Genomic DNA, 19532 nt, shown 5'->3' on the forward strand with positions numbered 1-19532 from the left:
TGACGCCGTGACGCCGTGACGCCGTGATCCGTCAGGCTCGAACCGTCGGGGCCGCGAACCGTCAGGCCGCGACGAAGCGCTCCCGCCAGAGCTCCAGCCACTCCGGTCGGGCCCCGGCCTTCACGAAGAACTCCCCCGCGCTGCCGTAGCGTTCCAGCACCGCGTCGAGGAACGCCTCCATCGACTCGGGTGCCGCGTCGCGCAGCGCCGCGGCGGCCGGCGTCCCGGGCTTGAGCCGCGGCTGGTTGGCGATGGCGTCGATGCGCCGGAACATCTCGTCGATGTGGATGCGCGTGGCCGCGTAGTCCGCCACGATCGCCGCCCGGTCCACGCCGACCGCGGACATCAGCAGCGCGACCAGCACGCCGGTGCGGTCCTTGCCCGCGGTGCAGTGCACCAGCGTCGGGCCCGCGGCGTCGTTCACCAGCAGCTCCAGCGCCCGTGCGAACGCGTCACGGCCGCGCTCGGCCATCGCCAGGTAGAGCCGGCCGGCCCCGTGCACGTCCACCGTCGCCAGGTCCAAGTCCGTGTCCTCGCCGAGGACATCGACCTGGCCCGACGATATGTCGCCGACCCCCGCGGGCGCCGCCCCGGGCTCGGTCGCCGCCTCGTTCGCCGCTTCCTCGGCGGCCGTGCCCGCGCGCCTCCCCAGCAACGGCAGCCGGTGCCGGGCGATCCCCGGCCAATCCGCGACCGGCAGTCCCTCGCCGATCGACCGCAGGTCGAACACGTGCCGTACCCCGTAGTCGGACACCAGCCGGGCGACCGAGTCGGCGGTCAGCAAGTCCGGCGTCTCGCAACGCATCAGCACCCCCGAGCGGGTGCGCAGGCCGCCCGCGACGGGCAGTCCGCCCACATCGCGCGCGTTGAGCTGGTCGGGCAGATCGAGCCAGGCGACGTCGTGCATGTGTTCCCCGTTCCTCCCCCGCACCCGGGCCTCCGCCCCGGAGACCCCCGGCGGCCATCATCGCCGCATCCACTCGTCCGGACCAGTGCCGGGCCCGGCCGTGCCCTCGTGTCGGCGCGGCTCGTTGCACTGCACGGGACGGGGGCGGACAGTCCTGTCCCGGAGGTAACGTTATGGCCCTTTCACCCCGGCCGGCCCTTTCGCCCCGTGCGACACCGCCGCCCCGGACGGCCGGAGCGGGCGCGCGATCCGCCGTCCCGCACACCCCGGACCGCGGATTCGCCGTCGCCGAAGACGGCACCCGCAATCCCGACAACGACGTGCTCCGCGCGCACGACGTCACCGTCACCCGCGGACCGGCGACGATCCTGCGCCGCATGTCCGTCGGGATCCGCGCCGACGAGACGTTCGCCGTCACCGGCCCCACCGGCGCGGGCAAGTCCGCGCTGCTGGCCGTCCTTTCCGGGGTGATCGCCCCCGACGCGGGCCAAGTCTGGTTCAACGGCCGCCCGCTGCACACCCTCGGCGACCGGGCCCGCGGCGAACTCCGGCGCACCCACTTCGGCATGCTCGACGGCCGCGCCCGGCTGATGCCCGAACTCACCGTGCTGGAGAACGTCGCGCTGCCGCTGCTCCTCGAACCCGGCACCCGCGGCACCGCGTTCGCCGCCGCCCGGCACTGGATGGGCCGCCTCGACGTGCTCGACCACGCCGACCAACGTCCGCACCAACTGCCGCCCGCACTGCTGCGCCGCATCGCCGTCGCCCGTGCCTTGGTCGTCCGGCCCGACGTGGTCTTCGCCGACGAGCCCGGACTAGGCCTGCACGGCGCCGAACTCGACCACCTCATGCGCATCCTGGTCAGCGCGTCGCGCTCGCACGGCATCGCGCTCGTGCTCGCCACCGACGACCCCCAGGTCGCCCGGCACGCGGACCGGACGCTCGAACTCCGCGACGGACGCCCCGCCCCGGTGCGCACCGACGCCTGACGCGGCCGGAGCGCCCGGTGATCCGCATCGTGCTCGGCAATCTGCGTTCGGGAACACCCGCGGACCACGCGCGCCTGGCCCAGCACGGCACTCGTAGCCGCCGTCGGCACGGTCCTGCCGCTGTGCGCGACGGCCTGCGCTACCGCCGGAAACGCCCTCGTCGGACCGGTCTCGGCGGCTGTCCTGGTACTCGGCACGACCGCGCAACCGGCCGCGCGTCCCGGTATCGGGCCATGCGGTCGCCACGGGGACCACCCTGCCGGTCGTGCCGGTCGGAGCGGCGGCGGCCGACGTGGTCCTGGCGACCCGGCGGCCGGTCCGCGAGGGCGTCGCCGTGATCTTCCTGCGAGGTTCCTGGGGACGCTTATCGCCCTCTTAGGTCCCGTGCGCGACAGTTGACTCAGTGCCGCCCCGCCGGACTCTTGTCACCCCCGGACGGGACCTCGGTGGAGGCGGCGCGACCAGACCGCCCGCGGGCAGGATGCGGGCCAGGTCCGGCGAGAACGTCCCGGGCAGTGCGTGGCCCCGGTGACGGAAACACGACCGGGCCGCCGTGGAAGGGGACGCCACGGCGGTCCGGCTGTGTTGTTTTCCGGCGTTTTTCGGGTGCTGCACCGGCCCCTTGGCGGGGTGTGCCGCCGAGTGCGTGCGTGCCGTCCGGCTCGGACTTCCGCGGCTCAGACTTCCGCGGCCGCGAGCTGCCCGCACGCGCCGTCGATGTCCCGGCCGCGGGTGTCGCGGACGGTCACCGGCACCCCGTGGGCCTCCAGCATCCGCACGAACTGGTCCTGGCGCTCCTGCGTCGACGCCGTCCACTTCGAACCCGGGGTCGGGTTGAGCGGGATCAGGTTGACGTGCGCGAGATGGTTGCGCAGCCGCTTGCCGAGCAGGTCGGCGCGCCAGGCCTGGTCGTTGATGTCCTTGATCAGCGCGTATTCGATCGACACGCGGCGCCCGGTCTGGTCCGTGTACCGCCACGCGGCGTCCAGCACCTCGCGGACCGGCCAGCGGGTGTTGACCGGCACGAGGGTGTCGCGCAGTTCGTCGTCCGGGGCGTGCAGCGACAGCGCGAGCGTCACGCTCAGGCCCTCGTCGGCGAGCTTGTGCATCGCGGGCACCAGGCCGACCGTCGAGACGGTGACCGACCGCTGCGAGATGCCGAGCCCGTCCGGGGACGGGTCGGTGAGGCGCCGCACCGCGCCGAGGACCGCCTTGTAGTTGGCGAGCGGTTCGCCCATGCCCATGAAGACGATGTTGCTGACCCGGCCGGGCCCGCCCGGCACGTCGCCGCGCTGCAGCGCGCGAGCGCCCGCGACGACCTGCTCGACGATCTCCGCGGTCGACAGGTTGCGGGTGAGCCCCGCCTGGCCGGTGGCGCAGAACGGGCAGTTCATGCCGCAGCCGGCCTGCGACGACACGCACATCGTCGCCCGGTCCGGGTAGCGCATGAGGACGGACTCGACGAGCGTGCCGTCGAACAGCTTCCACAGCGTCTTGCGGGTCGCGCCGCCGTCGCACGCGATGTCGCGGACGGACGTCATCAGCTCGGGCATGAGTTCGCCGGCCAGCCGCTCGCGCAGCGCGGCGGGCATGTCCGTCCACTGCGCCGGGTCGTCGGCGAGCCGGGCGAAGTAGTGGCGGGACAGCTGCCCGGCGCGGAACGGCTTCTCTCCGAGCGCGGCGACGGCCTCGCGGCGCTCGTCGGGCGAGAGGTCGGCAAGGTGGCGCGGCGGCTTGGCGCGGCGCGGGGCGGCGAAGGTCAGCTCTCCTGGCTTGGGCATGATTCATCCAGTGTCGCAGGTCCGAACGGGTGCTTTTGCCGCCGCACGCCGAGCCCGGTCCGCCGTCGCCCCGCGCCGCGTCCGCCGCCCCTGCCGCGTCTGTCCCGTCCGCCGCGCCTAGAGGAAGATCTCCAGCAGCAGCCACACCGCGGGCGCGGACGCCAGCAGCGAGTCCAGCCGGTCCATCACACCGCCGTGCCCGGGCAGCAGGTCGCCCATGTCCTTGACGCCGAGATCGCGCTTGATCATCGACTCGACGAGGTCGCCGAGCGCCGCGGTGGCCGCGACGGCGGCACCGAGCAGCGCGCCTTGCCACCACTGGCCGTCGAGCATCAGCGTCAGGGACAGCGCCCCCGCGACCGCGCAGGTCGCGACCGCGCCGGCGAAGCCTTCCCAGGTCTTTCCGGGGCTGATGGTCGGCGCCATCTTGTGCTTGCCGAACAGCACGCCTGCCGCATACGCGCCGGTGTCGCTGCACACCACGGCAAGGAAGAAGACCAGGACCCGCTTGGCCCCGTCGTCGTCGGCGAGCATCAGCACCGCGAACGACGCCAGGAACGGCAGGTAGAACACCGAGAAGACACCGGCCGCGGTGTCCCGCAGGTAGTCCTCCGGCCCCTCGGTCATCCGCCAGATCATCACCGCGAGCGCGGTGAGCGCTGTGGCGATGCCGAGCCCCTCGGGTCCCCGCGCGTAGGCCGCGATCAGCATCGCGATCGAGCCGACACCCAACGGCACCAGGGGCACGTTCGCCGCGCCCGCGCCGCCGTGGCCGCGCTTCAGCGCACCCGACAGCTCCCACAGGCCGATCAGCACGGCCAGAATCACGATCCCGACGAAGATCACCGGGACCGTCAGCAGAGATACGACGATCGCCGCACCGAGGCCGACGCCCACGCCGATCGCGGCGGGCAGGTTGCGGCCCGCCCGGCTCTTCTTCGGCTGGGCAGGCCGTCCGGACTCGCCGCCGGAGTGCTCCGGCCGGTCGGTCACGAGCGTCCCCGCGGACACCGGAGGGCGCGCGGGCTGCGGAGGCGTGGGCGGCACGGCGCCGGGATCGGCGGGCGGGCGCACGCCGGGATCCGCGACCGGCAGGTACGCGGTGTGCTGAACGTCGTCTGCAGTGTCCGCACCACCCGTGTCGCCCGTGCCGGGCGCTTCGCCGAATCCGTCGCCGTACACGCCACCGTGGGGGTCTACCCCGCCCGCGGCGCCCGGGTGCTGCTGCGCCCGGGTGGAACCGGCGTCGCCGCCGACCGCCCAATCGTCCGCGGGCGGACCGCCCGGGACGGGCCCGGGCGCACTCGCGGCCATGCCCGCCGGGTCGGCGGGCATCGCCGGGATCACCTGGGTACGCAGCGCGTCCGCGTCCTGTGTGCCGTAGGGGTCCGGCGCCTGCACGGCCTGGCCCGCCCACGGGTCGTACGGTTGGAACGGGCCGGGTCCGGAGTCGGGCTCCGGAGCGCCGCCCCAGGTGGAGTTGTTCATCAGACCTCGAGCAGCTCGGCTTCCTTGTGCTTCAGCAGCTCGTCGACCTGCACGACGTACCGGTGGGTGGTGTCGTCCAGTTCCTTCTCGGCGCGGCGCACCTCGTCCTCGCCGGACTCGCCGTCCTTGACGAGCTTGTCGAGGGTCTCCTTGGCCTTGCGGCGCACGGCGCGGATGGAGATCCGCGAGTCCTCGGCCTTGCCGCGGGCGACCTTGATGAACTCCTTGCGGCGTTCCTCGGTCAGCTGCGGGAAGACGATGCGGATGACCTTGCCGTCGTCGGTCGGGTTGACGCCGAGGTCCGAGTCGCGGATCGCCTTGATGATGGCGTTCGTGGAGCCCTTGTCGAACGGCGTCACGAGCACCATGCGGGGCTCGGGCGTGGCGAACGACGCCAGCTGGTTCACCGGCGTCATGGCGCCGTAGTAGTCCACGACGATCTTGTTGAACATCGACGGGTGCGCACGCCCGGTGCGGATGGCCGCGAAATCGTCCTTGGCGACGGAGACGGCCTTCTCCATCTTCTCCTCGGCTTCGAGGAGGGTCTCATCGATCACGTCTCGGCTCCTGTCCCGGTCCGGTGTCGCCGTGGCTCAGCCGTTGGTCCGGCTGATCAGGGTGCCGATCTTCTCACCTCGCACGGCGCGGGCGATGTTGCCCTCGACCAGCAGGTTGAACACGACGATCGGCAGTTTGTTGTCCATGCACAGGCTGATGGCCGTGGCGTCGGCGACCTTCAGCTCGCGGGCGAGCACCTCGGCGTGGTCCAAAGCGTCGAACAGGACCGCGCCGGGGTTGGTCTTCGGGTCGGAGTCGTAGACGCCGTCCACGCCCTTGGCCATGAGGATGGCCGACGCGTCGATCTCCAGGGCCCGCTGTGCGGCGGTGGTGTCGGTGGAGAAGTACGGCATGCCCATACCCGCGCCGAAGATCACCACGCGGCCCTTCTCCAGGTGCCGCACGGCACGGCGCGGGATGTACGGCTCCGCGACCTGGCCCATGGTGATCGCGGTCTGGACCCGGGTGTCGATGCCGAGCTTCTCCAGGAAGTCCTGGAGGGCAAGGCAGTTCATCACGGTGCCGAGCATGCCCATGTAGTCCGAGCGGGCCCGGTCCATGCCGCGGACCTGGAGTTCGGCGCCGCGGAAGAAGTTGCCGCCGCCGATGACGATGGCGACCTGGGTGCCAAGGCGCACGACCTCGGCGATCTGGCGGGCGATGCCCTGCACCACGTCCGGGTCGACGCCGAGTCCGCCGCCGCCGGCGAACGCCTCGCCGGACAGCTTCAGCAGGACGCGCCGCCGGTACGCCTGCGCGTCGATGTCTCCGGTCGCCCCGGTCGTCGGCTCGGACGACAAAGGGGCCGCCCCCGTTTCGGTTTCCTGCACGGGTCCCTCCACGGAAGTGGCCTCCTCGTCGTTCCCGGTTTCCGGGGCCGGTGCTCCGGCCCCGGACACCTGTTTACCGCTGGTGTCGCTCGTGTTCCGGGGTTATGCCCGAAACGGCTGGTCGGACGCTCAGACGCCGACGCGGAAGCGGGCGAAGCGCTTGAGCGAGACGCCGGCCTCGTCCAGGATCTTCTGCACCGACTTCTTGTTGTCCTTGGCGAACGCCTGCTCGAGGACGACGTTCTCCTTGAAGTAACCGGTGACCCGGCCTTCGACGATCTTGGAGAGCGCGGCCTCCGGCTTGCCCTCTTCGCGGGCGGTGGCCTCGGCGACCTTGCGCTCGTTCTCGACGATCTCCGCCGGGACCTCGTCGCGGGTCAGGTAGGTCGGGGCGAACGCGGCGATGTGCTGCGCGACGTCCTTCGCGACCTGGGCGTTCTCGGCGGACAGCTCGACGAGCACGCCGACCTGCGGCGGCAGGTCCGGGCTGGTCTTGTGCAGGTACGCGGCGACGTAGCCGTCGGCGAACTGCGCGAAGCGGTCCAGGACGATCTTCTCGCCGAGCGTGGCGTTGGCCTCGTCCACGTACGCCTGGACGGTCTTGCCGGCCTCGATCTCGCTCGCCAGCAGCGCGTCGAGGTCGGCCGGCGACGTCTTCGCGACGTGCTCGGCGATCGTGTTGGCGACGGCGATGAACTTGTCGCCCTTGGCGACGAAGTCGGTCTCGCACTTCAGCTCGAGCAGCACACCGGCCTGGGTGCCGTCCAGCACCGCGACGACCGCGCCGTTGGAGGCCGAGCGGCCTTCGCGCTTGGTGACGCCCTTCTGGCCCTTGACGCGGAGGATCTCGACGGCCTTGTCCAGGTCGCCGTCCGCCTCTTCCAGGGCCTTCTTGCAGTCCATCATCCCGGCGGCGGTGAGTTCGCGGAGCTTCTTGACGTCCGCGGCGGTGAAGTTCGCCATTGTCAGATCTCTTCTTCTCGCGTGTCGTCTCGCGGTGGTCTTCTGTTTTTGCGCGGATCCGCGCGGTGGCGGGGCCACGGAATCCGGCGCCGGGCCGAGCCCGGCGCGTTCCGGCCGCCGCCCGCACGAACGCGAGGGGCACGCTCGGCTTACCGGCGTACCCCCCGCGTCACGGCGTCAGGACTGCTCGGACTCGACGGCCTTCTCGGTCACGGCGGACTCCTGGACCTCGGCCTCGGCAGCGGCCTCGGCGACCGGCTCGGCCTCGACGGCCGGGGCGGCCTCGGCAGCCGGCTCGGCGGCGGCTTCCGCCTTCTCGCCCTTCAGCTGCTGCAGCTCCCACTCGGCGAGCGGCTCGCCGGCGGCGACCTCGGGGGCCTTGGTGTCGGCCGCGGAGGCACCGGCACGGGACATCAGGCCGTCGGCCACCGCGTCGGCGATCACGCGGGTCAGCAGCGTGACGGAGCGGATCGCGTCGTCGTTGCCCGGGATCTTGTAGTCGACCTCGTCCGGGTCGCAGTTGGTGTCGAGGATCGCGACGACCGGGATGTTGAGCTTCCGCGCCTCACCGACGCCGATGTGCTCCTTCTTGGTGTCGACGATCCACACCGCGGACGGCACGCGCTGCATGTCGCGGATACCGCCGAGGGTCTTGTCGAGCTTGTCCTTCTCGCGCTTGAGGACGAGGAGTTCCTTCTTCGTCATGCCCGAGCCGGCCACGTCGTCGAAGTCGATCTCCTCGAGCTCCTTCAGGCGCTGGAGGCGCTTGTGGACCGTCGAGAAGTTGGTGAGCATGCCGCCCAGCCAGCGCTGGTTGACGTACGGCATGCCGACGCGGGTCGCCTGCTCGGCGATCGCTTCCTGGGCCTGCTTCTTGGTGCCGACGAAGAGGACGGTGCCGCCGTGCGCGACCGTCTCCTTGACGAACTCGTACGCCCGGTCGATGTAGCCCAGCGACTGCATCAGGTCGATGATGTAGATGCCGTTGCGCTCGGTGAAGATGAAGCGCTTCATCTTCGGGTTCCAGCGACGGGTCTGGTGCCCGAAGTGGACGCCGCTTTCCAGCAGCTCCCGCATCGTGACGACGGCCATGGCCGCACTCCTCGTGGTACGCCCCGCGAAACCGCGGGGCCTGCTCGGTTGTCCGCACCGGCGGGTGCCGGTGCGCCTGACGCCCGTGACACCGCGCCGGGGGCCAGGCACCCGGACCGAGAGGTGTCCCACCGGATCCGACGGCGTTTCGCCTGGTCACCGTGTGACCGACGGTTCGCCGGGAGACCCGAAGGTGGGCGTGCGAAGTCGACCCGGAGAGCCGGGCCGCTGTCGAAAGTGTACGGGACCGGCCAACGGGGGAGCGACCCGCGGCCGGGGACGCCACTCGGACGGGAAATCGGGTGGGAAAGAGGGGGGAGCCAACGGGGACACCCAGCCGCGTTTCCCCCGGTCATCGGACTCTCGCCGGCCGCGGCTCGCCTCTCCGCTGGTCGCCTCTCGGCTCGTGCACCTGGTCGCGTCTCGGCTTGTGCGCCACGTCTCGGCCCGGCCGAGGTCCGCCCCTGGCGTCGTGCGTGGTCCGGGCAGTGCCACCGGTCCGTCGGCTGCCCTGTCGCGCGGCTCCCCTGCAACACCATTTGTGGATATCCCGGTGAAGAAACGTCTTTCCACAGCTTTCACGGCAATGATCGGCAGCGGTTTGCGTTCCCGGGCAATCTCTCCCGCATGACCACGCAGCCCCCGGCCCCCGCAGGCCGTTCCGAGACCCGGACCCCGTTGGCGGGCGCCGACGACTTCGTCGGGTCGGGTCGGCCAGACCATGCCGCCGCAGGCGGCGGCCGTCGCCTGCTTGCCGTTGCCGCCGTGACCGCGGGGGCATTGTTCGGCACCGCAGCCGGGTTACCCGCGCTGATGGCCGCGCCCGCCCGGTCGCGGCCGGATCCGGTCGGGGCGGCGTCGCCGTCGGGGCGGTGGGTGTGGCCGCTCGATCCGCGGCCCGTGGTGGTGCGGCCGTTCGCGCCGCCGGAGCGGGACTGGCTGCCCGGCCATCGCGGCGCCGACCTCGCCGCGGCCGCCGGACAGGCGGTGCGCGCGGCGGGTGCCGGGATCGTCGCGTTCGCCGGAGCAATTGCCGGCCAGGGCGTCGTCAGCATCCGGCACGGCAATCTGCTGACCACCTACGAACCGGTCGCGTCCACCGTCTCCCCCGGTCAGACCGTCGACGTGGGAACCCCGATCGGCACGGTCGCCGCGCAGCCCCTGCACTGTGCCGACGTGTGCCTGCACTGGGGCCTCATCGTCGGCCCTTCGGGCGCTGCCGCCCAGGGCGCGCCGAAGTACGCCGACCCGTCGGGGCTGGTGCACCGTGGCCGTGTGCGGCTCTATCCGCCGCACGGCCCCCTGCCGTCCCGCCCCCGGCCGGCCACCGCCGGACGCGCCTCGGCACGTCCTCGCGGCACTCCGGACTCAGACCGCGGCTTCGGTCTCCGTCGCGCCCTCGGCGCCGTCCGCAGCGCCCTCGGCATCCTCGGACGACTCCTCGACCGCCCCCGGCAGCCGGATCTCCGCGACCCCGCCGAGCACCAGCCCGAGGGTGGCCGCGGTGACCTCCGCCCCGTCGGCACCGCATTCGATGCGGCGGACGGCCGCGTCGACCATGCCCTGCACGAGCGAGGCGACGAGCATCGGATCGGGGTGGCCGAGGTCGTCGAGCGCGTTCACCACGAGTTCGACGATGCGGCCGTGCGCGGCCCTTATCCGCTCACGGGCGTTGGCGTCGAGTTCGCCGGTGGAGATGGCCACCACGACCCGGTGGGTGCGGTCGCCGACGAGTTCCAGCTGCCGCTGGACGTAGGCGGCGATCTTCCCGGCCGGGTCGTCGACGGCCGCCATGGCGTCCTCGACCTCGGCGACCCAGGCGGGCAGGTCGACCGCGCACAGTTCCTCGACGACGGCCGCGCGCGACCGGAAGTACTCGTAGACCGAGGAGCGGGCGAGCCCGGTGCGTTCGGCGAGCGCGGGGAAGGTCAGCGCGGCGAAACCGCCCTCGTCCAGGAGCGCACGGGCGGCATCGAGCAGGGCGGCGTGCTGCATGGCGCGGTGCTCGGCAACGGAGGCTGCACGTATCTTCGGCACGAGATCACTGTAGAACGTGCCCCCGCCCGGGCCCCAAGGCCTTCCGTGCCCGAGACGCGAAATGGCCACCGCCGACCCGTCGTCCGGCCCGTTCCGCGCCCCGCTTCGGCCCCGCGGGCGGGCGGAGCACCCGGGGCACTCCGCCCGCCCGCCGTCACTCGGGTGTCATCGCGTATCGCCGCCCGATCCGCCGCTTCCGGCCCCGTCGGGGGTACCCAGCACCGCGGCGCGGCCGGCTTCCAGCCGGGCGACGGGGAGCCGGAACGGCGAGCACGACACGTAGTCGAGCCCGGTGTCGTGGAAGAACCGCACCGACTCGGGGTCGCCGCCGTGCTCGCCGCAGACGCCGAGCCCGAGACCGGGGCGGGTCTCCCGGCCCTCGGCCACGGCCAGCGCCACCAGTCGCCCGACGCCGCCGCGGTCGAGGGTCTCGAACGGCGACACCCGGAAGATGCCCGCGTCCAGGTACTCGGTGAAGAACGACGCCTCCACGTCGTCGCGCGAGAAACCCCACGTGGTCTGGGTGAGGTCGTTCGTGCCGAACGAGAAGAACTCGGCGGCCTCGGCGATCCGGCCGGCGGTGAGCGCGGCACGCGGGAGCTCGATCATGGTGCCGACCGGGAACGCCACCTCGGTGCCGGATTCGGCACTGACCTCGGCGAACACCGTGCGGGCCTCGTCGCCGACGAGTGCCAGCTCCCGGAGCGCGCCGACCAGCGGGACCATGATCTCCGGGCGCGGGTCGCCGCCGGCCCGGATGCGCGCGACCGCGGCCTCGGCGACCGCGCGGATCTGCATCGCGAACAGGCCGGGGATGACCAGTCCGAGGCGCACGCCGCGGAGCCCGAGCATCGGGTTCTGCTCGTGCAACCGGCGGACGGCGTCCAGCAGTTCGCGTTCCTCGCCGACCGGGTCGCCGAGCGCTTCGGCGACCGCGACGCGGACCGACAGGTCGGTGAGGTCGGGCAGGAACTCGTGCAGGGGCGGGTCGATGAGCCGGATGGTCACCGGCAGGCCGTCCATGGCCTCCAGCACCTCGGCGAAGTCCTGGCGCTGCAGCGGCAGCAGCGCGTCGAGGGCGGCGGCGCGGCCGTCGTCGGAGTCGGCGAGGACGAGCCGTTCCACGTACTTGCGGCGTTCGCCGAGGAACATGTGCTCGGTGCGCAGCAGTCCGATTCCTTCGGCGCCGAAGCGGCGGGCGCGCTGCGCGTCGGGCCCGGTGTCGGCGTTCGCCCGGACCCGCAGGCGGCGGCGCCGGTCGGCGTGGCCGAGGATGCGCGCGACGGCGGCGACCAGGCCGTCGGTGTCGTCGTCCGCGGTGATGCGGCCTTCGAAGTAGTCGACGACGGGCGGGGGCACGACGGGGGCGGCCCCGGCGTAGACGCGGCCGGTCATGCCGTCCACCGAGATCACGTCGCCTTCCGCGACGATGATGCCGCCCGGCGCCGTGCAGCGGCGGGCGCGCGCGTCCACGTCGAGGTCCTCGGCGCCGCACACGCAGGTTTTGCCCATGCCGCGGGCCACGACCGCGGCGTGCGAGGTCTTGCCGCCGCGGCTGGTGAGGATGCCGTCCGCGGCGACCATGCCGGCCAGGTCGTCGGGGTTGGTCTCGCGCCGCACCAGGATCACGTGCTCGCCGCGGGCCGCCCAGGCCACCGCCGTCGCCTGGTCGAAGACGGCCCGCCCGACGGCGGCGCCCGGCGAGGCGGGGATGCCGCGGGCGATCGCGGTGGGCCCGTCGGGGCTGTCCTCTCCGATGGCGGCGAAGCGGGGGAACATCAGCTGCGCGAGCTGCGCTCCGGTGACGCGGCACAGCGCCTCGTCCGCGTCGATCAGCCCTTGGTCGGCAAGCTGCGCCGCAATGCGGAAGGCCGCCTCCGCCGTGCGCTTGCCGACGCGGGTCTGGAGCATCCACAAGGTGCCGCGTTCGATCGTGAACTCGATGTCGCACAGGTCCCGGTAGTGGTCTTCGAGGATCCGCATGATGTCGAGCAGGCGGTCGTAGGAGGTCTTGTCGAGTTCTTCGAGCGCGGCCAGGGGCACGGTGTTGCGGATGCCGGCGACGACGTCCTCCCCTTGCGCGTTGGCGAGGTAGTCGCCGTACACGCCGGGCTGCCCGGTGGCCGGGTCGCGGGTGAACGCGACGCCGGTGCCGGAGTCGGGGCCGAGGTTGCCGAAGACCATCGCGACGATGTTGACCGCGGTACCCAAATCGTCCGGAATGCGCTCCTGGCGGCGGTACAGCCGCGCCCGCTCGCCGTTCCACGACGCGAAGACCGCGCGGACCGCCATGTCCAGCTGCGTCCGCGGGTCCTGCGGGAACGCGACGCCCGCGTGCTCGGCGACCAGGTCCTGGAATTCGCCGACCAGGGCGCGCAGATCGTCCGCGTCGAGGTCGACGTCGGTCGCCGCCCCCTTGGCCTGCTTGGCCGCCTCCAGCCGCTCCTCGAACAGGTCGCCGTCGATGCCGAGCACGGTCTTGCCGAACATCTGCACGAGCCGCCGGTACGAGTCCCACGCGAACCGCTCGTCGTCCGCCTGCGCGGCCAACCCGGCGACGGAGGCGTCGGTGAGGCCGATGTTGAGGACGGTGTCCATCATCCCCGGCATCGAGAACGCCGCACCGGAACGCACCGACACCAGCAGCGGGTCGTCGGGCTGCCCGAGCTGCCGCGCCATGCGCTTCTCCAGCGCGGCCAGGTGCGCATCCACCTGCTCGCGCAGCCCGGTCGGCTCCTCGCCCGCGTGCAGGTAGGCGCGGCAGGCGTCCGTGGTGATCGTGAAGCCCGGCGGCACCGGCAGGCCGAGGTTGTGCATCTCGGCCAGGTTGGCGCCTTTGCCGCCGAGCAGGTCCTTGAGGTCCTTGTTGCCTTCGGCGAAGGCGTAGACGAATTTCGGGATGTTCGGCACGGGTATCCCCCTCGCGCACGACGGTGGGCCGCATGACCACCGTGCGGGGGTGAGGGGCCCCCGCGCCTGACACCGGCAGAAGTCGCACGGCCCGATTGCCCTGATGGCGGGGAGCGTACCCAGCCCAGCCGACCGGGCACGCCTTGAGACCAGGATCACGCCAAGGGGGGCGGTCTGGCGCGGCGAGCGGTTTGCGGAGAACCCGGGAATGGGGGGTGGGGCATTCTCAGGGGGTTGGGGGAGGGGGGTGGGGCCCCCAGCTGTTCACGGCAAGTCCGACTCGCTCCAAGCCCCCACCGCCCCCGCCACGAACTGCTCGAATCCCCGGGCCGGCCGCCCCAAGGCCTCGCGCACCCCGTCGGACACCCCCGACCCGAGCCCGTCGCGGACCGCCACCAGCAGGCCGCACAGCCGGGCTGCGACGTCCGGAGCCACCCCGTGGGCAACCTGCTGCTCGACGAAGGCCTCCGCCGTGACGTCGACGTGCCGGACGGTTCGGCCCGTGGCCTTGCCGATGATCTCCACGGCTTCCGCGAAGCCGAGCGACCGAGGGCCGGTGAGCTGGTAGATCCGCCCCGCATGCCGCACATCCGTCAAAGCCGCCGCGGCGACCTCGGCGATGTCGTCCGCGTCGACGAACGCGGTGCGTCCGTCGCCGGTCGGCAGCGCCAGCGTTCCCGTCAGGACCGCCGGACGCCAGAACGTCTCGCTGAAGTTCTGCGCGAACCAGCCGGGCCGCAGGATCGTCCAGTCCATGCCCGAGGCGCGGACGGCGTCCTCCGCGCCCTTCAGCGGACGCCCGTCGTCCGCCTCCCCCACGCCGTGCGCGGACAGCAGCACCACCCGCCGCACCCCCGCGGCGGCCGCGGCCTCGACCAGTCCGGGGATCCGTACGCTCGGGTCGAGGCCCGTCCGCAGGTCGGGCTCCAGCACGTACAGCCCGGCGACCCCGTCGAGCGCCGCCGCCCACGTCGACGGTTCTCCGAGTGCGCAGCGGACGTCGCCGCCGGTGCGCGACGCGGTCCGTACCGGGTGTCCGGCCTCCCGCAGTCGCCGGGCAATGCGGCGGCCGGTCGTTCCGGTGCCGCCGAGGACAAGGGTCGTATTCATGGCCACCAGCGAACTCCACACCGGCCAGACGATCCATAGGTGATAGTCGCGGTTCCCTTTGCCATCGTCTAACGTCGCCCTGTGGACGTCCTGAGCGACTTACTGCACCGGGCCCGCGCCTCGCACACCGCCGTCCGGCAACTGATCCAGCGACCACCGTGGTCGCTGACGTTCGCCGACCCGCCGCTGCTCTCGCTCGTCGCCGCGCTCCACGGCGACGCCTGGGTCGGCGTCGACGACGCCTCCCCCACCCGCCTCGCACAAGGCGACATCGCTTTGGTCCGCGGCCCCGCGCCGCACACCATCTCCGATGCGCCCACCACCCGGCCCCTCGTCGTGATCCGCGACGGCCGCAAGCTCTCCGTCGACGGCAGCGAAGCGGCGGACCGGGTGCGCCGCAGCCTCGCGCCTCGGACGTACGGGGACGGCCGGTCCGGCGCCGACGCCGTGCTCCGCGGCAGCTACGACCTGCACGGCCAGGTCGGCGAGCGCGTGCTGGCCGCGCTGCCGCCCCTCGCCGTCGTGCCCGCCGGGCCGCGTACCCGGGCCGCCCTGGACCTCCTCGCCGCCGAGACCGCCCACGACGAGCCCGGGCAGGACGCGGTCCTGGGACGCCTGCTCGACCTCGTCCTCGTCCTGGCGCTGCGCGCGTGGTGGGCCGCCCCGGACGCGCGCCCGCCCGCCTGGTACCGGGCCACCGCCGACCCTGCGATCGGCGCCGCGCTGCGCGCCCTGCACGAGGAGCCCGCCCGCCGGTGGACGGTCGCCGCGCTGGCCGCCGAGGCCGGCCTGTCCCGTGCCGCGTTCGCCGCGCGCTTCGCCGCCCTGGTCGGGGAGCCGCCGCTCACCTACCTCACCGCCTGGCGGATGACCCTCGCCGCCGACCTGCTCCGGGACACCGATGCCACCGTCGGCGCGGTGGGCCGACTCGTGGGCTACACCGACGCGTTCGCCTTCAGCGTCGCCTTCAAACGCGCCCACGGCGTCACTCCGTCGCACCGGCGCCGCCCCGACCCGGGTCCGACCGGCCGACCCCCGGCACCGTCCGCCGACGACCGCCGCGTCTGATCGAATGGTCGGCGACGCACAGCACCGACGAAAGGCATCCCGTGGGCAAGCGCATCCCGGTCGTCCTCGTCGCCGGGTTCCTCGGCGCGGGCAAGACCACGCTGCTCAACCACCTGCTGCGGCACGCGGACGGCACCCGGATCGCGGTCGTCGTCAACGACTTCGGATCCGTGAACATCGACGCGATGCTCGTGTCCGCACAGGTCGATTCGATGGTGTCGCTCGGCAACGGCTGCCTGTGCTGCGTGCTCGACACGTCCGACCTGGACGGCATGTTCAGCCGCCTCGCACGCACCAAGCCCGACGTGATCGTCGTGGAGGCCAGCGGTCTCGCCGAGCCGGTGGAACTCGTCCAGATGGTGCTGGCCAGCCGCCACCAGCGGATCCGGTACGCCGGACTCCTCATGGTCGTCGACGGTGCCCACTTCGCCGCCACCCGCGCCGAACACCCGGAAATCGACCGCCACCTGCACTACGCCGACCTCGTCGTCGCCAACAAGGACGACCTGCTCGACCCGGCGGAACGCGCCGCGCTGCACGCCACTCTGGCCGAACTCGCCCCCGGCGCGCCCGTGGTGCCGTCCCTGCGCGGCCGCATCGACCCCGCGCTCCTGTTCGACGCGGCTCCCCACGGCGCGCGCACCGTGCCGCGGGCCCGGCAGCTGTCCTTCGACGACCTGCTCCGCGACGCGGCCACGCACGAAGCCCACGGTGACCACGGCACCGACGCAGCCGACGACGCCCACGCCGACCACCTGCACAGCGCCTACGACACGCTCAACCTGGAGTCCGCGGAGCCGCTGGACCCGCGGGCGTTCGCCGCGTTCATGGAACGCGGGTTCCCGGGTGTGTACCGCATGAAGGGGTTCGTACGCTTCGCGCTCCCCGGCCGCCCCGACCGCTACACCCTGCAGTTGGTCGGACGCCACCTCTCCTACACCCGCTCGGGCTGGCCGCGCGGGCAGCAGCCGACCACCACCCTGGTCGCGATCGGCGCGGGCTTCGATGCCGCCGCCCTCCGCGACGGCTTCGCCGCCTGCACCCTGGCGGAAAGCGCGGGCCCGGTCGCCGACCCGGACATCGCGATGGCCGGAATCCGCCGCCATCTCGAAGGCCGCGAAGCCGAAGACCGCGCCGCAGCCCGCGAGTCCGACACGCCGGGCACCGACCCGGACCTGTCGGCCGCGGAGGTCGAGGCCTACGCCGACTGACCGCTCCGCGGCTCCGCCCCGGCCAGGCAAGATCCAAGCCCTCCACCGGAGTTCGGCCGACCGTGCGCGGCAGATTCGGGCCAAGCGGACGGGGCTCGCTTGGGGAGGCGGGCGCTCGCGACGCGCGCGGCCCGCACGTTCGAGACCGCCGCCGCACGGCGGCCTGAGCTTCCGCCGCGTGGCGGCCGTGGCAGGGCAACGCAGCGCAGCCCACCGCCCGGTGTCCACCCGGCCCCGGACCAGCCTGGCTCCGCCCGGCAAACCGCCTATGGACGCTGCTCGACCGGTCCGACGCCCCGATCGGCCAGGCAGTTCGCCGCGGCGCCCGGAGAACAGCTCCGGACCGGCTGTGCCGCGGCCGCCTCCGCCCAGGCTCGCGCGCGGCAGCGCGTCCGTTCAGCCGTCCGGCACACCTGCCCGTCGCCCGAGCGGCCCGACTCCGGCCAAAGCCTCCGGACCGCGCCTCAGCCCCCCGAGTGGTCCGTCTCCGCGTCCTCCGTCGGCGGGACCGCGCATTCGGGGTCGTCGAGCCAGCCCTCGGGGAGGACGACCTTCTTGCCGCCTGCGGTGCGGCCGCGGGGGCCGTCGGCGCCGGTGGGCCAGGGCTGGTCGAGGTGGAGGGTGGCGATGAGGTCGTCGAGTTGGCTCAGGTTGCCGACCATGGCAAGGCCGCGGCGGGCTTCGGAGCCGACCGAGAAGCCCTTGGTGTACCAGGCGACGTGCTTGCGGAAGTCGGTGACGCCGCGTTCCTCGCCCATCCAGTCGCCGAGGAGTTCCGCGTGGCGGCGCATGACGCCGGTGACTTCGCGGAGGGTGGGGCGGGCTCGGTGGTCGCTGCCTTCGAAGATCGAGACGAGGTCGCGGAAGAGCCATGGGCGGCCCAGGCAGCCGCGGCCGACCACGACGCCGTCGCAGCCGGTTTCGCGGAGCATGCGGAGGGCGTCGTCGGCGTCCCAGATGTCGCCGTTGCCGAGCACCGGGACGTCGACGGCTTCCTTGAGGCGGGCGATGGACGACCAGTCGGCGGTGCCGCCGTAGTGCTGCTGGGCGGTGCGGCCGTGCAGGGCGACCCAGGTGATTCCTTCGTCCTGGGCGATGCGGCCCGCGTCCAGGTAGGTGAGGTGGTCGTCGTCGATGCCCTTGCGCATCTTCATGGTGACGGGCAGGTGGCGGGCGTTCTTGACCGCGGCGCGCAGGATGTCGCGGAGCAGGTTGCGCTTGTACGGGAGCGCGGATCCGCCGCCCTTGCGCGTCACCTTGGGCACCGGGCAGCCGAAGTTGAGGTCGATGTGGTCGGCGAGGTCCTCGTCGACGATCATCGCGACGGCGCGGCCGACGACGTCCGGGTCGACGCCGTAGAGCTGGATGCTGCGCGGGCGTTCGGTGGCGGCGAAGCGGATCAGGCGCATGGTCTTGTCGTCGCGTTCGACGAGGGCGCGCGTGGTGATCATTTCGCTGACGTAGAGCCCGGCCGGCCGCGACTCGGTGACGGATTCGGCCTGCTCCTGGCACAGCGTGCGGAACGGGGCGTTGGTGATTCCGGCCATCGGCGCGAGGACGACCGGCGGCCACACCTCGGTGCGGCCGAGGCGCAGCGGCGCGAAGTCCGTCGCCGCGGCGGTCTCGGCGTCGGTCGTCCCGGTGGTGGTCATGGCGGATCGCTCCAGGTCGTGCGGACGGGTTTCCCTATTGTCGCGCAAGCGGGCGGCGGGGCTGCCGGATATGCACAGGGGCCACCCTCGGGGCAGGTTGTCCTCACATCGAGAAAAACCGGTGGCGCGCTCCGCCCGGCCGCTGCCAGGCTGGTCGGGACCTGACCGCACCGGGCACTTGGGGACGTGACATGACCAGCACGGAATCCGCATCGATCGAGCCGGCGAGCACCCCCGAACCGGCGAGCACCCCCGAGCCCCGGGACGTCGCCGCGCTGCTCGCCCTGACGGGCACCGGGAAGCGCGTCAAGTTCCTGCACTTCTGGGGGCACCAGCCGCAGGCCGACGGATCGGTCGGCGCGGGGTGTCTGAGCCAGTGGTACCCGTCCCCGTTCACTGTCGACGGCGTCACCTATGCGACCGCCGAGCACTGGATGATGGCGGGCAAGGCCCGGATGTTCGGGGACGCGACGGCGGAGAAGCGCGCGGTCAAGGCCGCGCATCCGAAGGAGGCCAAGGCAGTCGGCCGGGAGGTCCGCGGCTTCGACGAGGCGACGTGGGTGGCGGGCCGCTTCGAGCTGGTGGTGGAAGGCAATGTCGCGAAGTTCGGGCAGGATCCGGCGTTGCGGGCGTTCCTGCTCGGCACCGGCAGCCGCGTCTTGGTCGAGGCGAGCCCTCGCGACCGCATCTGGGGCATCGGGCTGGGCGCGCGGAACGAGAACGCCGACCGTCCGGAAAGCTGGCGCGGCCTCAACCTGCTGGGTTTCGCGTTGATGGAGGCCCGGGCCCGGCTGGCGTCCGCGGAAGACCTCGCCTGACGATCCGCGCACAAGCCGGGCAGCCCGCCCCCTCAGGCCTGCCCGCAGCGCAAACCGGGCAACGCAAACCGAGCAACGCAAAAACCGAGCGGCCCGCTCCCCCGCGGAGGGGGAGCGG

At 72.8% G+C, this 19532-nt stretch carries 15 protein-coding genes and 1 pseudogene; 5 read left to right on the forward strand and 11 right to left on the reverse strand.

What is annotated here, in order from left to right:
- Nucleotides 1-61 precede the first annotated feature (61 nt).
- A complete protein-coding gene (locus ABEA93_RS26790; RefSeq protein ID WP_345678350.1) occupies nt 62-907 on the reverse strand; it encodes a tyrosine-protein phosphatase in 846 nt (281 codons plus the stop codon).
- A 173-nt stretch (nt 908-1080) separates the two neighbouring features.
- Between ABEA93_RS26790 and ABEA93_RS26795 the strand changes: the two genes are divergently transcribed.
- Nucleotides 1081-1896, forward strand: coding sequence for an ABC transporter ATP-binding protein (locus ABEA93_RS26795; protein ID WP_345678351.1), 816 nt, complete (start codon nt 1081-1083; stop codon nt 1894-1896).
- A gap of 677 nt (nt 1897-2573) precedes the next feature.
- Here the strand turns inward: ABEA93_RS26795 and rlmN are convergent.
- From rlmN to rpsB, 6 genes are all read right to left on the reverse strand, one after another.
- Nucleotides 2574-3677: a dual-specificity RNA methyltransferase RlmN gene (gene rlmN / locus ABEA93_RS26800; protein ID WP_345678352.1), complete on the reverse strand. Its 1104-nt coding sequence runs from the start codon at nt 3675-3677 to the stop codon at nt 2574-2576.
- A 117-nt stretch (nt 3678-3794) separates the two neighbouring features.
- On the reverse strand, nt 3795-5012 hold the full coding sequence (locus ABEA93_RS26805; protein ID WP_425585113.1) for a phosphatidate cytidylyltransferase: 1218 nt from the start codon (nt 5010-5012) through the stop codon (nt 3795-3797).
- Nucleotides 5013-5164: 152 nt separating this feature from the next.
- Nucleotides 5165-5722, reverse strand: a complete 558-nt coding sequence (frr, locus tag ABEA93_RS26810) for a ribosome recycling factor (protein ID WP_345678354.1) — start codon at nt 5720-5722, stop codon at nt 5165-5167.
- Nucleotides 5723-5758: 36 nt separating this feature from the next.
- The gene (gene pyrH, locus ABEA93_RS26815; protein ID WP_425585114.1) at nt 5759-6523 is read right to left on the reverse strand and encodes a UMP kinase; all 765 of its coding nucleotides are present in this window, start codon (nt 6521-6523) and stop codon (nt 5759-5761) included.
- A gap of 159 nt (nt 6524-6682) precedes the next feature.
- Nucleotides 6683-7516: a translation elongation factor Ts gene (tsf, locus tag ABEA93_RS26820; protein WP_345678355.1), complete on the reverse strand. Its 834-nt coding sequence runs from the start codon at nt 7514-7516 to the stop codon at nt 6683-6685.
- Nucleotides 7517-7693: 177 nt separating this feature from the next.
- The gene (gene rpsB / locus ABEA93_RS26825) at nt 7694-8608 is read right to left on the reverse strand and encodes a 30S ribosomal protein S2 (RefSeq protein WP_345678356.1); all 915 of its coding nucleotides are present in this window, start codon (nt 8606-8608) and stop codon (nt 7694-7696) included.
- An 813-nt stretch (nt 8609-9421) separates the two neighbouring features.
- Here rpsB and ABEA93_RS42190 point away from each other — a divergent pair.
- A pseudogene (locus ABEA93_RS42190) lies at nt 9422-9793 on the forward strand (peptidoglycan DD-metalloendopeptidase family protein); the annotation flags it as partial.
- 183 nt (nt 9794-9976) lie between these two features.
- Here ABEA93_RS42190 and ABEA93_RS26830 read toward each other — a convergent pair.
- From ABEA93_RS26830 to ABEA93_RS26840, 3 genes are all read right to left on the reverse strand, one after another.
- Nucleotides 9977-10645: a TetR/AcrR family transcriptional regulator gene (locus ABEA93_RS26830; RefSeq protein ID WP_345678357.1), complete on the reverse strand. Its 669-nt coding sequence runs from the start codon at nt 10643-10645 to the stop codon at nt 9977-9979.
- Nucleotides 10646-10810: 165 nt separating this feature from the next.
- Nucleotides 10811-13546 (reverse strand): pyruvate, phosphate dikinase, encoded by a 2736-nt coding sequence (gene ppdK, locus ABEA93_RS26835; RefSeq protein ID WP_345678444.1) that lies wholly within the window; start codon nt 13544-13546, stop codon nt 10811-10813.
- A 273-nt stretch (nt 13547-13819) separates the two neighbouring features.
- The gene (locus tag ABEA93_RS26840) at nt 13820-14665 is read right to left on the reverse strand and encodes an NmrA family NAD(P)-binding protein (RefSeq protein ID WP_345678358.1); all 846 of its coding nucleotides are present in this window, start codon (nt 14663-14665) and stop codon (nt 13820-13822) included.
- Between the two features lie 81 nt (nt 14666-14746).
- Between ABEA93_RS26840 and ABEA93_RS26845 the strand changes: the two genes are divergently transcribed.
- Nucleotides 14747-15733, forward strand: coding sequence for an AraC family transcriptional regulator (locus ABEA93_RS26845; protein ID WP_345678359.1), 987 nt, complete (start codon nt 14747-14749; stop codon nt 15731-15733).
- A gap of 41 nt (nt 15734-15774) precedes the next feature.
- Nucleotides 15775-16944: a CobW family GTP-binding protein gene (locus ABEA93_RS26850; RefSeq protein WP_345678360.1), complete on the forward strand. Its 1170-nt coding sequence runs from the start codon at nt 15775-15777 to the stop codon at nt 16942-16944.
- Between the two features lie 464 nt (nt 16945-17408).
- Here the strand turns inward: ABEA93_RS26850 and dusB are convergent, their stop codons facing one another.
- Nucleotides 17409-18596: a tRNA dihydrouridine synthase DusB gene (gene dusB, locus ABEA93_RS26855; protein ID WP_345678361.1), complete on the reverse strand. Its 1188-nt coding sequence runs from the start codon at nt 18594-18596 to the stop codon at nt 17409-17411.
- Nucleotides 18597-18787: 191 nt separating this feature from the next.
- On the opposite strand from dusB, the gene ybiA reads away from it, so the two are divergent.
- Nucleotides 18788-19414 carry a riboflavin biosynthesis intermediates N-glycosidase gene (gene ybiA, locus ABEA93_RS26860; RefSeq protein WP_345678362.1) on the forward strand — a complete coding sequence of 209 codons (627 nt, stop codon included), beginning with the start codon at nt 18788-18790 and terminating at the stop codon, nt 19412-19414.
- Nucleotides 19415-19532: the final 118 nt, after the last annotated feature.

It is taken from the genome of Yinghuangia aomiensis (genome assembly GCF_039542225.1).
In the GTDB taxonomy this organism is placed as follows: Bacteria; Actinomycetota; Actinomycetes; order Streptomycetales; family Streptomycetaceae; genus Yinghuangia; species Yinghuangia aomiensis.